Here is a 16,223-nt window from a genome sequence, read left to right as displayed (position 1 = left end):
TATGGCAAGTCCTTACGAGTACATTTTTTTTGAGTCAGACCAGGTATTAACTGATAATGACCTGAATAAGACTTTTAGTTATCTCGACCAGCAAAACCGCTGGACACGCAATAAACTGATAGGCATTGGAATAGTATGCGGGTTTGAGGTTATAAATGATGACGGCGTAATTGAAATTACAAAAGGTTGCGGCGTTACCTCGCAGGGATATTTAATTACGCAGGGCAATAAGCAGTACACTCATTATATGCCCTATACAGCGCCCGATCAGCCGCTGAACCCGCCGTTGTTCGATTATCCCGACAACAACATGCCTTTCTATAAAAATTATAATAAGAATAAGAAGATTTATTTAATGCTCACTGATGAGGAGTATGATGTGCTTGATGAAGATGACCAGGCTGCTGCACAAGCTATCAGCAATCTTCAATCAAACTTTTTTAATGACTATGTAGTGGTATTATTTCTTGAAGCATCAGAAAACGATCTCAAGAATTGCGATATGTTTGATTGCAATAATAATGGTGAAAGGGTTTCTTTTATTATAAGGGCTTTACTGGTGGCAAAAAAAGATTTACCGTCTGTAATTTCCCGCAACCAATCACCTGTATTAAATCTTCCGCACCAGATATATTTCAAGCGCTTTAATGTACCTTATTCTAACCTGCAAACGGCAAATGATATTATCAATGCCTTTGCAAAGCTGGTGGATGATTTTACTTTAACACGGGTTGCCAACGCTTATATGTACACGTATGAAAAGTATAAGCTCATCTTAGGTGAAGAGGATAATCCATTTACAGATTTATTGAAACAACTGCAGGCGCAACGCGATGCTATCCTGAAAAGCAACAGGTTGTTCATTCAATATTTCTATGATTTTGTTGATGACCTTGTAAAAGCTTATTATGAATTTGTGGTGAAAGTTTCTGAGATTATTTCAGCCTGCTGTCCCGATGAAAACCTCTTTCCTTTGCACCTTGTTTTGGGTGAAGCTTCCCGCAATACAGATTTTTATATTACGGATGCTTACCGGCAATATTTTATTTATTCACCCATATTCGAAAAAAATTACGGCGAAATTTCAGAAGCTGTTTTTCTTTTCCAGAAAATGAAATTGCTGGTGCGTGATTTTACCATCCTGTCATCACAAACCTTTGCCAATGCTGCTATAAAAATTACGCCCAGTCAATACGAACATCTGTGGCTATCACAACGTGCTATTCCATATTATTACCGTGTAAATGAAAATGGAAGTGAATTGTATAAAGCATGGAGCTATTATAAAACCACGCATGGCAATGCTGCTTATAATTTAAGCTATAATGGAAATTTATATAGCTCAAATGATGCTGTGCTTAATCCGTTATTATATGATATTGAATACTATAATTTTTTAAGGATTGAAGGGCACATTGGCAAGAATTATACAACTGTATTAAATGACATTGTTTCAAAAATCCAAAACTTTAATCTTCCGGTTGATGTGGTGGCCATACAGGCCGGCGGTGCTACAACAACCATTTCTGAAAACGATCCGCAATGCAGTTTCCAGGATTTAAATTCCGTGTTCAATGTAGTTCGAAGCGATTTGTATTGTATGCTCGGTAAACTGATGTGTTATGCTGCCAGCCAGCCTTATATATTTATAATTTTCATACCGCCAATAATATTTGGCGATGTTATAAATGCAGATGTTAATGTAGCCGGGGCAAGTAATATTAAAGCTGCTTCTGGAACTGCTGCCGCCGAAACAGACAGTAAAAGAGAAACAATCAAAGCCGCCGATGAATCGCTGAAAGCCGAAAAGATAAGCAATGATACATCAAAGATCAGCGCAGCGGCGAGTGCAGCCGCTACCGGTTCAATAAAAGCTGAAGCCGCTGCAAATACCGGCCAGGTAAGCGCAGCCACCGGTCAGTTAACAGCTAATCTTACCCTGCAGGATTCATTGTTCATTAATTTATTCCTGTATCAGAAAGGTACTTTCCTGAAACAGCAAACCTGTTACAGCAAGCTTCCTGCAAACAGTGTGGGTGTTTATTATATCAATCATATACCATCAGGTTCATACTTCTTCTCAAGCTTTGATCCGGCCAATCTTTCCAATAATTTTTTAACGATAGTTGATTTGATTGAAGAGATTATAAGCACGCTTTATTTTACAAGCCTCTCAACTTTCAATGTTGATAATTTTAATGCTAAGATGACTGCATTGCAGAATTATTTAATGCAGTTAAATGATGTGTACCTGCAATACCAGGCCAATACAAAAGATCCGAATTATTTTGCCAACTATGAAGAGAACATGGGCTTATTTAATGATGTAATACATAGCTGCTATACAGATAAATTTACTTCGCTGAAGAATGAATACACGGCAAGGGTTACGCGGCTGAAGCAGCAGATGATGTTTTCTAATTATTACAATCAGCACCGTGGTATGGAACATAAAGCCGGTGTGCCTAAAGGCGGAACTTTTATAATTGTGTATAATGCACCAACGGTAAGAACGCCTACCACCGGACTTTCTTCGGCAGCATCAACATCCTTTACAGCGTCCGCAAGCCGCAATGTAGCCGCGGCAACAAATGTTACTTCTAAAGCAAGCACTGTCAATGTACAGGCTCAGCAAAACGTTACCAATGACGATCTTAAGCTGCGCCTGCAGAGTTCATTCAGTGATATTATTGCAAAAGATCCCACCTTTATTGATCGTGCCATAGCTACTTTGTCGCCGGCGCTTGCTGCAGCAGTGGCATTGCCGGCAATTCCTGATTATGCTGTAATAGCAGACTTTTATGTGCCTTATTTATGCTGTTCGGATTGTGCGCCCGTGACTTATGTTTTACCTCCGGAAGATAAAACGGTTTTTGATATACAACCGAGAACATTCTTGTATGATGATGCACATAATTATCCGTTCACAACAAGCGAAACGGTAACACCTGCTGATTTTGACAGTACTACCAACCCCGGCAAGCTGAACCTTTTGGCTGAAGATGATAAATTATTGCTGCATCCTGCAATGGACATAAGTGCTACATTAAAAACCACGCTTACTTATGAAGATATAAAACTGGACATAACTATTATAAAGCCTGACGCCTCATTTACTGTAAATGTTCAAAGTATTCCTTCCGGCGAAGTGATGATTGCATTGGCCGCTAAAAACATTGATGCTACAAGCTATGAATGGCTGGTAAACGGCAAGGAAGGCATATTTGAAAGCAAGGCTATTCCGGCACCAGTTTCATTATCCGTTTTACAGCGTGCAACAGATGCAAATGAATTTAACATTGAGCTTACCGTAACCTATGTTTTGAATGACACCACTTCAAGTGATTCAAAAACAGGCTTACTTACATTAGATATAATAAAAAAGAATGTTGACAAAGGCCCGTTTGAACCGGAATATAAAAAAGACGATACAAAGATTGGAAGAGGCACAACGCCCAAATCTACAGACACTAAAACCATACCGCCCGGAAAATCTGATACCGGTATTACAACGCCTGCAAAAGATGCTTTAAAGGAGGATGTGAAAACCAAAACGCCGGAAGAAACAAAAGGCACAACAACAAAAAAATCGACAGGTACAATAACTCCCGTAAAAGATACAGTAAAGGAAGACATTAAAGCTAAAACGCCGGAAGAAACAAAAAGTACAACAACAAAAAATACGACCGGAGTAGCAACCCCTTCGAAAGATGCAGTAAAAGAAGATACAAAAACTGAAACGCCGGGAAGAACAAAGAATACGACGCCTGACATTACTGATAAAACAATAAAAACAGACGCATTGAAAAATGTGAGCAAGGATATAAAAGCACCGGCTGATAAATCTTCAACTGATAAAACAAAAGACAAGCCTGCTACACCTCCAAAACGAAATAAAAGACCATAAAAAAACGCCTATGCGGTATTTAAACACATAGAGAAAACCTTATCGGGCGTTTTTTGCCCGGCTGAGCTGATCAGCGGGCCTCCTGACCTATAAAAATTAAAAAGATGAAACACCTGCTATTTTTCCTTTGTATGGTTTACGCAGCCGGTGGCTATGCGCAAACCCGTCCCTCCATAAAAAATGTGGCTGTAACAAACGTGCGTTGCAATGGCCAGGCAAACGGTACAATTACTATTACCGCTTCCAATGGCAGGCCGCCTTATAATTATTCAATCGATGGAGGGCGCACCTTCCAGCCTTCCAACTTGTTTGTGAATTTAAAAGCAGGTGCTTATACCATCAGGATTCGTGACACTTTCAATACATTAAGCGACTCACAGCGTGTTACGCTTACAGAGCCTTCAAGATTAATTGTGTCGTGTGCCGGCAGTATGCAATGCGGTAGCAATTCAGGAGCTGTTTCCGTTACAGTTTCAGGCGGAACGCCTCCTTATTCCTATTCATGGAATGCGGGGCCGCAGCGATCTGATTCTGTTCAAACCGGTTTGCCGGCAGGTACATATATTGCAACCGTTTTTGATGCCAACCAATGTTTTGATACCTGCAGTGTTATTTTGAAGCCACAGGGCGGCTCATCAATACCTAAATATAAAGTTGGCGATTCTATGTCCTGCGGTTATGTAGTGTTTGTCGATACCACCCGCGACGATAAACATCCCTGCGCCACACGCTATCTTATATGTTCTTTCGCTGACCAAAGTAATAGCGTTACATGGTATAATACACGGTTCACTTATACCGTAACCGGCGCTACCAATGATATTATTTTTGACAGGAGCAATGCAGTTAAGATAGATTCATTTTCGCTGGCTGCAAATACATGCTCAAAATTCAGCACTGATAGTTGTAAAGGGTGGTATTTGCCTTCTAAAGCTGAACTGAGTTTAATCTATAAAACGCTTGCCGCAAAAAACACCGGCGGCTTTGCAAAAGAAGGTTACTGGACTTCCGTTGAAGCGCCTAAAAGGCATACTGCGTGGCTGGTTGATTTTCTTAATGGCAGGGAGATACAAAGTGATAAGGCGAACAAATATCATGTGCGGGCAGTTTGCGAAGTATGGATTGATAATTGACGATTTGTATGGTTGATTATTCAAAAAATTAAAATACCGGCATTAATTGATAATTAAAGATGTCTAACCACATCATACATAAACAGGAAGTTATTTTAAATGTTGAAAGTATAGATAATGCATTCAATTACCAGCATACTGTAAGCAAGCTTTTTGCCAATGGATTAACGGCTGCAATGGAAGAAACACTAAATGAAATTGATACGCCGGGTATTGTCACCAGGATTGAAAAGCTTAACCTTGATTTGGGAGAGGTAAGCGCCACAGATTTTGCCAATGGGTTTAAGCATAAATTGATACAGGAACTAAAAACATCACTCGGTTCTCTTCATAAGGAAAATACGCCTGATGTTTCTGTTACAAAACAGGCGCAATCGGTAAGGGAAGGGTTTATTTATTTTATTGAAAAAGGAGTGTTGCCCTGGTATATTGAAGCGAAAGACATGGCCGCTTTTGAAGCAGCAATATTTAATGAATGGACTGAAAAGGACTGGCTGCTTTTGATTGACCGGCTGCGTGAAAATGCAAAAAATAACCCGGTAATAACAGAGCGGATTGCATTGCAATGTTCTCAGGAATTAATACGGCAAATCGTTGCCGCGGCAACATATAAGAACATAGAAGAAAATCAATGGCAGTTATTGCTGAACGATTTAAAAATTATTTATAGCAAACTGGACGTACCAGGAGCTTCGGCTATCACTTCTGCAAAACCAATAAACTACATTATTGAAATATTGGAACTGCTGTTTGAACAGGATAAATCTTTTACGCTTGATGAATTAATTGCAGTTCAGTTACACAAACTATTTCTGAAAGCTAATGATGCGATAGTATTAAACCAACTATCCATATTGGTAAATTCAGTACACACGAAACCTGTAATTACTATTATTAAAAATATTGCTGTATTGTATGAAAAACAGGTTACACTTCTTCACATTAGTCCAAAAGAACTTTTAAGAACAGATAAAAACTGGCTTTCGGATTTGCCTTCTTTGAAGCCTGGATTAAAAATCAATGAAGGAGAAAGCTTTACTGATAATAAAGAATATCCGCAGGCAAAAGAAGAAAAAGCAGCAGGAAAGGCATCTAAAAAAATAAAGAAAGACAAGGATAATATAATGGAAGATGCACTGTTTGTTGATAACTGCGGTGTTATTTTACTGCATCCATTTCTGCTGTCTTATTTTGAATCCCTGCAGTTAATAGAAAAGAAAAAATTTGTTTCGGATGAAACTCGGAAAAGGGCAATAATCCTGTTATATTATTTATGTACAGGTTTAACGGAAGTTGCGGAGTTCAATCTTATACTGCAAAAAATTTTATGCGGCTTTGATATGGAAGAAACATTGCCCTCTGAAATAATATTATCAAAGCAGGAAATGGATGAATCAACAGCATTACTTCAATCGGTCATTAATTATTGGCCATCTTTAAAAAACACTTCCATTGAAGGTTTACAGCAAACTTTCTTACAGCGAAAAGGTAAACTCCTGATAAAAGATACCGGCTGGCAGTTAACAGTTGAGCAAAAAACGGTTGATGTTTTATTAAACAAATTACCCTGGGGGTTTTCAACTGTAAAATTGCCCTGGATGACGGGCTTCTTAAATGTTGAATGGTGTTGAAATAAATTTATTTATTTTAAATTATTTCCTATGTGCGAGAAAGCAATAGCTGGCAAGTCGCCTTCTGATACCGCTAAGGTTAACGGTAATTTTTTTAAACCGCTCATTCAGCCTAAACTTACAATTAACCAGCCTAATGATATATATGAACAGGAAGCAGATGCCATGGCAGACCACGTTATGCGTATGCCAGATCCATCTGCTGGTAATAATTCTTTTTTCAAACCTGCTATAACATCAGTGCAGCGTAAATGTGCCCATTGTGAAGAGGAGGAAAAGAAAATACAGCGAAAAGAAGAGAATGGTGAAATAACGGATGCCAGACAAAAAAACTTTGCGCAAAACGAGACAGTGTCATTTTTTAATCCCCGCATTCAAACCAAGTTAATTGTCAATCAACTCAATGAGGCCCATGGACAGAAACCAGGTAGGTCAGCAAAAGTTGAAAAACAGGTAGTATCACAGCAGCCTGCTTCGCTAATCCAGCGAATGTGCACCGATTGCGAAGAGGAAGAGCAGGAGCATAATGTGGCACCACAAGTTCATAGAAAGTGCTATAGTTGTACCGAAGAGAAAATACACCGGATGACGGCAGTGGAAGAGAAACAGGAAGAATTGGTTCAGCGAAAGCCATCCGGCACAAGCGTAATCGATTCCAGGTTAGAAAGCAGGCTTAGCAATCTGGGTGGAGGCCAACCCTTGCCCGAATCGGCCCGTTCATTTTTTGAGCCTCGCTTCGGGCAGTCTTTTAGCGATGTTCGGGTTCATACCGGAGCAGACGCGAACCAGGCAGCGAAATCAATTAACGCCAGGGCATATACACTGGGAAACAATATTGCCTTTGCCAATGGTGAATATAATATCAGCTCCACTGCCGGGCGTAGTTTAATAGCCCACGAGTTAACCCACACACTGCAACAATCTTCCGGTACTAAATCTGTGCAGCGAGGCAGCGCCGGATTATTTGGCGGGAAGGGCTGCATGCAGGCTTCGGGTACTGAGTGGGCTTTGGTAGGAACAGGTGTCTGGAAAAGCCTGGCACAGGGAAACTGTACCGGCACACTGGAAGATGCTGATGGCATGACCTGTGGTGGTGGATTCTACCGTTTAGACAACGGGCAAACGGGCAACTGTTCAACCCCGCGTCATGACGATGCAACTTTTGCGCCGCGCCGCTGGACGCCAACCAGAGCAGCGGCCAGTGCAACCTCACCTACGCAGGAAGGAAGTACCTCAGGAGATACGCCTCCGGGCTATGTATATGATGCAGCAGGGTCTGTTACTTACCCAGGATGCACAACGGCGCAGGATGCAACGGTTGAAACAGCACGAACTACAGGACTTGCCAGATCCACCGCGGCCGCTGCAGCTATAACTGCCCTCAAGGCGGGAACCGGAACTGCAGGCCAGCAAGCTGCGCTTGCGGCACATTTCACCGCACTCAGCGCGGCAGAATTTGATACGGTAAAAACCGATACGATACAATTAGCAACAGGTTGCGTACTCCATCGCTTTTTGCCTGCGGATCGGCTCCGGCCCAGGCTTATTGCGGGCCACCTGACAACTGGTGTGCCGGCACGCCATGTCCTACAACCACGGGAATTTCTTATATATGTCCGAATGGCTTTGGCGTAAATTGTGCTGAGCCCGATCTGGGTAGCATCCTGTTGCACGAAGCAGGCCGGGCGGCTGGCTGTTGCCCTCCTGATGTTATGCCGACGGATGCCGGATACCCGCCTGCCGCGCCGGCATGTTTAACGAATGTTTACTGCTACTCGGGATTTGCAAGAGCCGTTTAGGGGTAAGGATTTGAATTATCAGCTGCGATCTGATGCCGCAAAAAAGAATAATCTATTCAAATCTTTGTTTCATTCATGCAGCGTAAGAATACGTTATGAAGAAGAAAAAAAAAGATACAGCGGAAAGAAAGTAATAATGAAAAATAGCAAATGAGTATTCAAAAATATTTAATTAACACTGGAACGCACTGATGTTATCACTAATTCTTCAACGCTAACGCCTGCATACAGACGCTGCCGGTTGAATGAAAAATATTTATTTTTAAAATAAAGGAATTTGCAACTTAAAAACAGAACAAATGATGCTTCTTTAAAAAACCCGGCACACCCCGGCATGCCTTTCTTTCAGCCTAAACTTTCCATTAATCAACCTAATGATGTGTATGAACAGGAAGCAGATGCGGTTGCCGATAAAGTAATGCGCATGCCTGATCCTTCCATCAGTAGTAATTCATTCTTCAAACCGGCTATTACATCCATACAACGCAAATGTGCACATTGCGAAGAGGAAGAAAAAAAGATGCAACGCAAAGAAATGAATGGGGATATGAGTGCTCCTGCTGCCACAGAAAGCTATATCACTTCGCTTTCGGGCGGAAAACAATTAGATGAAAAAACAAGGAATTTTTTTGAGCCAAGAATGGGTTATGATTTCAGTAATGTAAAAATTCATACAGATACTGCTGCTGCCAAATCTGCGCAGGCTGTAAATGCCCTGGCTTATACAACAGGTAACAATATCGTTTTTAATAAAGATCAGTTTAATCCCGAAACCGACAGTGGGAAGAGGTTACTCGGGCACGAGTTAACGCATGTAGTGCAGCAAAACAGCAATACAGCAATCCGCACAAAACCGGTTATTCAGCGGGAAATAGATGACAGGACAAACGATCCTAACTTTCTATTATGCCTTGCGCTTTGCGAATTAGGCATGCCGCCGGGCATCTGGAGAGATATTATGGATGAAGTAATGCAGGCTGTTTCTGTTGAATATGGCAACAGCCTCGACAGGCGCTGGTTTGCGCATCGTTCCCCAACCTTCAGGCAATGGAGCGCTGAGTTTGCAACCTGGAGCACTTTTAATAAATTAAAACTCGTATTGGTATTTATTGCTGAAGGAAAAATAGGGCTCATTCCCATTCGCACGGCCGGTGCGGCGGCTATCCGGGCAAGGTTAATGGAAAGAATTGTTGCCCTGGGTATAAGGGAAACGGCTGTAGTGGCCGCCAGCCAGATCATCAGGAAGGTTGCAATATTTCTTGAGGTTGCTTATGCGCTCGGTTGCGCAACGTATTGCGGCGCCGTACAGGCCGCTAATGCCATCATTGAATTTTCAGAGGGCGTTGCGCAAACGCTTTCTTACCTGCAATCTATTGGTGAAGGCATTGGCAGCGCAATTACACGCGGCATATCAAGAATATTTTTTACCACGCAGGCAACATTAGATCCAACAAACTGGCGTTATACAGACTTACCCGCCCGTTCAAGAAGGCATTTGAATGTTATAAGTTTAATTACCCGGCTCAGTTCAAGCGGCGATGAATTTCTGCGCTATGTGGCAAGGCCGCTGCAATCTGTAGGCGTTGACGCTTCTATATTGAATGAGCTTTCACAGGATATAAATACTGCGCTGCATAGCCGTGGCGGCTTTTTCCAGGCTGTAGCATTTACACCCGATTTTATAGGCCGCGGAAGTTTGCTGTCGTTAATACAAATCTTACACGATTATAATATAATTCAATATATCAGGGATCCTGCAGTGATTGCAGAAGAAATGTTGCTGCAGCAACCAACAGAAGCGGAAGAATGAATTATACCGGGTTGTCAGGAATAAGTTTGACGGGTTTGTGTTTTGTTCAACAAGTACATGCAATTTTATTTATGAAGAATGAATTGTTTATCGCATAATATTAAGAATGAACAGAAGCAGCAAAAAGCGAATGAATCTTTTTTTCAGGCCAAACTTTCTATCAACCAGTCCAATGATATGTATGAACAGGAAGCAGATGCCGTTGCGGAAAAAGTAATGCGCATGCCTGGTCCATCCATCAATAATAATTCATTCTTCAAACCGGGCATTTCATCCATACAGCGTAAATGCGGCGATTGCGAAGAAGAAAATAAAATTCAACGTAAAGAAAATAACACTATTGAAGCGGGAGTAAGCGAAGCGCCAACTCGGTTGATCCAGCGGCAAAGCCCGGCGCCAAATAATAATACAAACGTTCAGGCATCTTGTCAAACACCTGCTTCAGCAGCATTTGAATCTACGGGAGGAGATATGTTTGTAATTTCTGATGTAACAAAACCTTGTTATGCCTGCCCGAACAGCCTGCCAAATGCTTGTCCCAAACTTGCAGATAAGATCATTCCGCCGGTGGCTACCGGCCCCGTTCAGTTTTCCTGGCAGGTTAAATTTTTAACGTTGGGAGAAGGGAACATTGAAAAGAAGGCTTATGTAATTCAAAAAATTAATAAGGTATTTAATTTTTCTGTGCCGCCACCTGCCACTTATAGTTTATCAACCTTGTATTGGGAAGCATTTGAATTAAAAAACCAGCAAACAGATATTGATTACTGGCAATTTGAGATACCGGATAATACGGTCGGCACCTGGGAAATGAATGCCAGTCTTTATCTGGCAGATCAACTCCCGCAGGGCATGATAGCAAATGCTGCACCCGAAGCACATGGTTTGCCATCTTCAACAAGTGAACCGAAAGGATTGGGGCGTATTCGTGGAACAAGAAGAATTACCGGCAAATTTGATTTTACGGGTGCAGTCAAGAACCATAGCTTTCAATGATATTCAATAAAAGGCCATGCAAATAATAACCTGCAATCACCAATATAATTTACCGGATTAATAAATTAATCTATTTAATGCATTCGCATAAAGTACATACAACAAATGGCCTGAACGGTATTCAAAAAGGTAAGCTTTTCTTTCAACCGAAAATGGCAATGAACCAGTACAATGATATTAATAGCGACAAAAAAGTAAATAATGATGTAATGCCCTTTAATGTGCCTGCAGAACATTATATCAACTCAATAAATGGAAAAGGGAAATCACTGTCGCGTGAGGAGAGAAGTTTTTTTGAACCAAGGCTGGGTTATGATTTTGCTGATGTGCGGTTGCACACAGATAGTAATGCCAATCAATCAGCAAAAAACATTCATGCCCTGGCTTATACGCATGGCTACAATATTATTTTCGGGCCGGGTAAATATCAACCTGGCACTATTGAAGGAAAGAAGTTGATGGCGCATGAATTAACGCATGTGGTGCAGCAAAAACAAAATACTGCTACTATTCAGCGGTCGATAGATGAAGAAGGAATTACTGATACACCGCCGCGTTATTCTTTCTCTACGCGATGCGGCTGGATTGACTGGTCGCACGCTGGTACGGGCATGACCTCACAGTTAATTCAAACCATTCAAAATGCTTCCGATGCCATGAGGGCCTCAGGCGATACAACGCCACAGCCGGTAACCACACCTGCAATGGAATCTCACGGCGGCCCTTTTTTATTAAGCAGTGTAACACCATCATTTCATATCAAGCGGCCACTGTCTGCCGATGAAGTTTTAAGTGTTGCACTGCGTGTGTTTATGCTGCAATCGCTGGCTTTTGAAAATTTGCAGCAATGGACAGATGCGATTGGTCAATCATCTTTTTCAGCAGAAGACCTGCCGTCAAACATCATTTCTTTTTATAGAGCTGCAAGAAATTTTAGCCGGGATGATATAACAACCATCTGCGATGTTATGGATGCCGACAGTTCACTGGCAGAATTTGAAACCAATGAGCCTACGGAAAGAAACAGAACTTTCAGGCCACTTGCATCATCGCAAACTACAGGCTGGCCCGGTGATTTATCTTCAATTAGCCCGGCAGATATTGATGGCCCTTTAATGGATTCACCTACCGGCACATTAAACACGTTTGGCGGCGCATCAAGAGATATAAACCTTGCAGAGTATAATGCGTTATTAAGTGGCGCTTTGTCGGTAGTTTCTGTTTCCGGCAATAATACTATTGATATCAGTAGCACAGAATCATCTTCAGCAGCAGGGAATCATTTTGAGATTGCAGGTCTGTCTGCATCGCATAATTATGTATTCCGCTGGAATATACTGGATGATAATAATAATGCCTATGCTATGTGGAGCGATAGCGGTGGCGTTCATCAATATAGCAGTGCGAATAATGCCTACATAGGTTCGGGTACAAGAGCATTATTGAGGGAACGTGGTATTACTACTGCAACAGTGAATTGCCGTGTTGCCATCAGCAATGCACAGCAGTTTAATGAAGTGTTCAGGCTGAGGGTAAATTTTACCTGGTGATAATAAAATGCCTGTGGATTTATAAAATGGCAGCTTATAAATTTAAATAGCCCTGCAATAACTATAAATGAATAAGCTTTTTTGAAAACAAAAGATACTATATCATTAAAAGCAAACCTGGATAATACCCGGCGGTCAGCTATTTTTTTTCAGCCGAAACAGGCTAATGCTTCAGGCGGGCTTACTATTAATCAGCCCAACGATGTTTACGAACAGGAAGCCGATGCGGTTGCCGATAAAGTAATGCGCATGCCTGATCCATCCATCAATAGCAATGCATTCTTTAAGCCGGCCATTACATCCATACAACGTAAATGCGCACATTGCGAAGAAGAAGAAAAGCATGTACAGCGAAAAGCAGATACTAATTCGGTAATGGCGCCTGATGAAAACGCGGATTATATAAATTCACTTTCGGGCGGAAATGCTTTAAGTAATGAAGATAAAAGCTTTTTTGGAGCGAGGATTGGATACGATTTTTCGAATGTAAGGATCCATACAGATTCAAACGCAGTAAAATCTGCACAAAGCCTGAATGCTCTTGCTTATACTTCAGGCAATAACGTTGTTTTTGGCAGTGGCCAGTATTTGCCGGGTACAGAAAAAGGTAAACATTTGCTGGCGCATGAGCTCACACATGTAGTGCAGCAATCTCAAAATACCCTTCCGCATATTCAACGTCAGCCCGATGAAACAAATGAAGTACCAAAGAATGAAGTAGTTGAAAAATTAGAGAATGATACTTTATTCAAAAAGCTGGAAAAGAAAATAAAGGATGAAATAAAAGATGCCATTAAAACGGCGCCTGAAAAAATAACGCAGGCTATACTTGAAAAGATCATTGATACAACAGTTACAGATCCTCAATATAAAGAAGGCCTGAAAAAAGCCACTGAGGCAATTATTAAAACCATTACAGGAAAGAAAACCGTTTCAACAAGCAAATGCGATGCTATTCCCGGTTATCATGAAGGTGGGTCTACAGACTTTAAAGGCCAATGTTGTTCCGGCACCATTGAAAGCGCTCAAAGTTGTTGCCCGAAAGAAAAGTTTGCACCTAATAATTTAAATTATAATTGCTGCAAGGCTGATGAATTTGTGAATGGAGAAGGTAAATGCGAAAAACAACCTTCTGTAGATATAAACACTATTTGTATTTCGCCGGGCAAAAAGGATTCATTGGGCAAATGTTGCATGCCGCCATTTGAAGTGATTAATGGAGCCTGTTCTTCGCCTCCGCAAAAGGAGCCGGAATCTCAGTCTTCATTCAGCTTAAATTTCAGGCTGGGTGTTATTGACGATTATAACATTAATGAATCAACCCTCAACAGCCGGCAACAGCCACATTTTGATGAGATAAAAAAACAAATACATCAGTTTATGGAAGCATGTCCTGCAAGCGCTGTTTCCATTACAGGGTTTGCAGATAAACCGGGCACCGAAGACTACAACCAGGATATAGGACAACGTCGTGCCGACTATATAAAAATGTTGATTCAGTTAGACCTGGTAAGCGTAAATCCCGGTGGTATGGCTCCATTAATATTTACACGATCTGAAGGGGAAAATAACCCGGTTGATGTAAAAGCAGGAGAGCGTTATTCGGCAGCAAACAGGAGAGTAGAAATTGAATTTAATTCTTTATGCCCATCACTTGGCAAGCCGGTTGAAAAAAATACCGGCGACATATTCTTTAAACCAAAGCCATTTTTTAATTTTTAATAGCTAACGATGGTACAGACCGAAAATTTGCATAACAATAATAATGCAGCAACAGGTGTTCAGCCATTATCAAAGCGATCATTCTTTCAGCCAAAGCTTTCTATTAATCAACCCAACGATGTATATGAACAGGAAGCAGATGCGGTTGCAGATAAAGTAATGCGCATGCCTGATCCATCAATCAATAATAATTCCTTTTTTAAACCAGCCATTACCTCCATACAACGCAAATGTGCCCACTGCGAAGAAGAAAAGAAAATGCAACGGAAAGAAATAAATGGCGATATAAATGTTTCTGCTGAAACCGAAAACTATGTCAACACACTTTCAGGAGGAAAACAACTGGATGAAAAAACAAGAAGTTTTTTTGAACCAAGAATGGGCTGTGATTTCACTAATGTAAAAATTCATACAGACACTGCCGCTGCAAAATCTGCACATGCTGTAAATGCCCTGGCTTATACAACAGGTAACAATATTGTTTTTAATGAAGGCAGGTTTAATCCTGAAACTGACAATGGCAAAAGACTATTAGGGCATGAATTAACGCATGTAGTTCAGCAAAAGAATGTGCAGGGTTTGCAGCGAAAAAATAGGATACAACGGCGTGTTTATCATGGCACTGATCATGCCGGCAATTATGATATTGATACAAGCGCTTGCACCTTCAATTATAACCAGGATTGGTATTTTAATTTTGGTGCCGATGTTGTGGATACAAGCAGGAATTCCTACATGGCTTCAGCAGAACGGCAGGTGGAAACAGTATGGTCGCATAAGCATCGCATAAAACCTGGTAATGATTCCTGCCCTTGTCATACTGATGGTTTTGATGTGGCCGTAGATTTAAATACGCATGCAGAAGCAAGAGGAGGAAGGCACGGCTACAGTGTTGATGTAAACGATGCAGGCACCACCGGGTTTACCAACCAGCCTTCGCGGCAAATGACGCTGGATACTACGCATGAAACGCCGGTGGATATGGGCAGCGGATTAACACAGCAGAGAATTGCACATGAGTTTGGGCACACATTAGGCATAACGGATGAATATCATTGGTGGACGAGGCTGTGGAATAGTTTTGGCGCATCAGATCGCGAATCTATTATGCATTCGGGTGATGAAGTGCGGCCCAGGCATTACCAGCAGTTTGCCGATATCATCAATCTTGAAATACCGGAATGCAATTACAGCCCCGAAGGGTTTTCTACAGCTTCATTGGCTAACCCGGTTGCCCGGTTTGGCTTAACAACCGGTGCGTTATTAAACGACCCGGCTTTTGTTATCGGTTTGCATGTTGACAGGCGCTTGGGCAACGATGCTTTTCTCGGCTTGTTTTATCCACGCCTCGGTTTTGATGCTTACTGGAACACAGAAACGGGCAATGTGCTTTCGGGGCCAACTGTTGGTTTAAGTTTAAACCGTATAGCGCACCCGTTATTCCTCGATATTAATACCGGCGTTTTATTTGATCCGGGTAATCCCGGCCACCCGCCGCAATTAAATATCCCGGCTTCACTCACCGTGGGTTTACGTGGAAATGGTTTCCAGGCCGGCGTAAATTATACGGCCATGTTTGATGTACTGGACCGTGGCTCCTATAGTCATATTATTGGCGTAAACTTATCATTTGATATCGGGAGGTAAGTGATAAGTTGATTGAGTGGAATAATTA

9 protein-coding genes are annotated in these 16,223 nt (G+C 41.5%); all 9 read left to right on the top strand.

The features are described 5' to 3' along the window. The first annotated feature begins 1 nt into the window (after position 1). The 9 genes from ACTHN6_RS07725 (at position 2) to ACTHN6_RS07685 (ending at position 16,195) form a co-directional block, all read left to right on the top strand. Complete coding sequence (locus ACTHN6_RS07725) at positions 2-3,907, top strand: hypothetical protein (protein WP_440435165.1); 3,906 nt, start codon at positions 2-4, stop codon at positions 3,905-3,907. Between the two features lie 104 nt (positions 3,908-4,011). Beyond that, positions 4,012-5,040 (top strand): Lcl domain-containing protein, encoded by a 1,029-nt coding sequence (locus ACTHN6_RS07720; RefSeq protein WP_440435164.1) that lies wholly within the window; start codon positions 4,012-4,014, stop codon positions 5,038-5,040. 59 nt (positions 5,041-5,099) lie between these two features. Continuing rightward, positions 5,100-6,671 (top strand): contractile injection system tape measure protein, encoded by a 1,572-nt coding sequence (locus ACTHN6_RS07715; protein ID WP_440435163.1) that lies wholly within the window; start codon positions 5,100-5,102, stop codon positions 6,669-6,671. Positions 6,672-6,701: 30 nt separating this feature from the next. Beyond that, positions 6,702-8,306, top strand: a complete 1,605-nt coding sequence (locus tag ACTHN6_RS07710) for an eCIS core domain-containing protein (protein ID WP_440435162.1) — start codon at positions 6,702-6,704, stop codon at positions 8,304-8,306. Between the two features lie 441 nt (positions 8,307-8,747). After that, entirely contained in the window at positions 8,748-10,280 is a 1,533-nt protein-coding gene (locus ACTHN6_RS07705; RefSeq protein WP_440435161.1) for an eCIS core domain-containing protein, read from the top strand. 78 nt (positions 10,281-10,358) lie between these two features. Further along, positions 10,359-11,276, top strand: a complete 918-nt coding sequence (locus tag ACTHN6_RS07700) for a hypothetical protein (RefSeq protein WP_440435160.1) — start codon at positions 10,359-10,361, stop codon at positions 11,274-11,276. A gap of 77 nt (positions 11,277-11,353) precedes the next feature. Further along, positions 11,354-12,826 (top strand): eCIS core domain-containing protein, encoded by a 1,473-nt coding sequence (locus ACTHN6_RS07695; RefSeq protein ID WP_440435159.1) that lies wholly within the window; start codon positions 11,354-11,356, stop codon positions 12,824-12,826. 81 nt (positions 12,827-12,907) lie between these two features. Then, positions 12,908-14,548, top strand: coding sequence for an eCIS core domain-containing protein (locus ACTHN6_RS07690; RefSeq protein ID WP_440435158.1), 1,641 nt, complete (start codon positions 12,908-12,910; stop codon positions 14,546-14,548). A 9-nt stretch (positions 14,549-14,557) separates the two neighbouring features. Further along, positions 14,558-16,195: an eCIS core domain-containing protein gene (locus ACTHN6_RS07685; protein WP_440435157.1), complete on the top strand. Its 1,638-nt coding sequence runs from the start codon at positions 14,558-14,560 to the stop codon at positions 16,193-16,195. The last annotated feature ends 28 nt before the right edge of the window (positions 16,196-16,223 follow it).

This window comes from Parafilimonas sp. (assembly GCF_051953455.1).
In the GTDB taxonomy this organism is placed as follows: Bacteria; Bacteroidota; Bacteroidia; order Chitinophagales; family Chitinophagaceae; genus Parafilimonas.
This window is presented reverse-complemented; position numbering and strand designations above follow the sequence as displayed.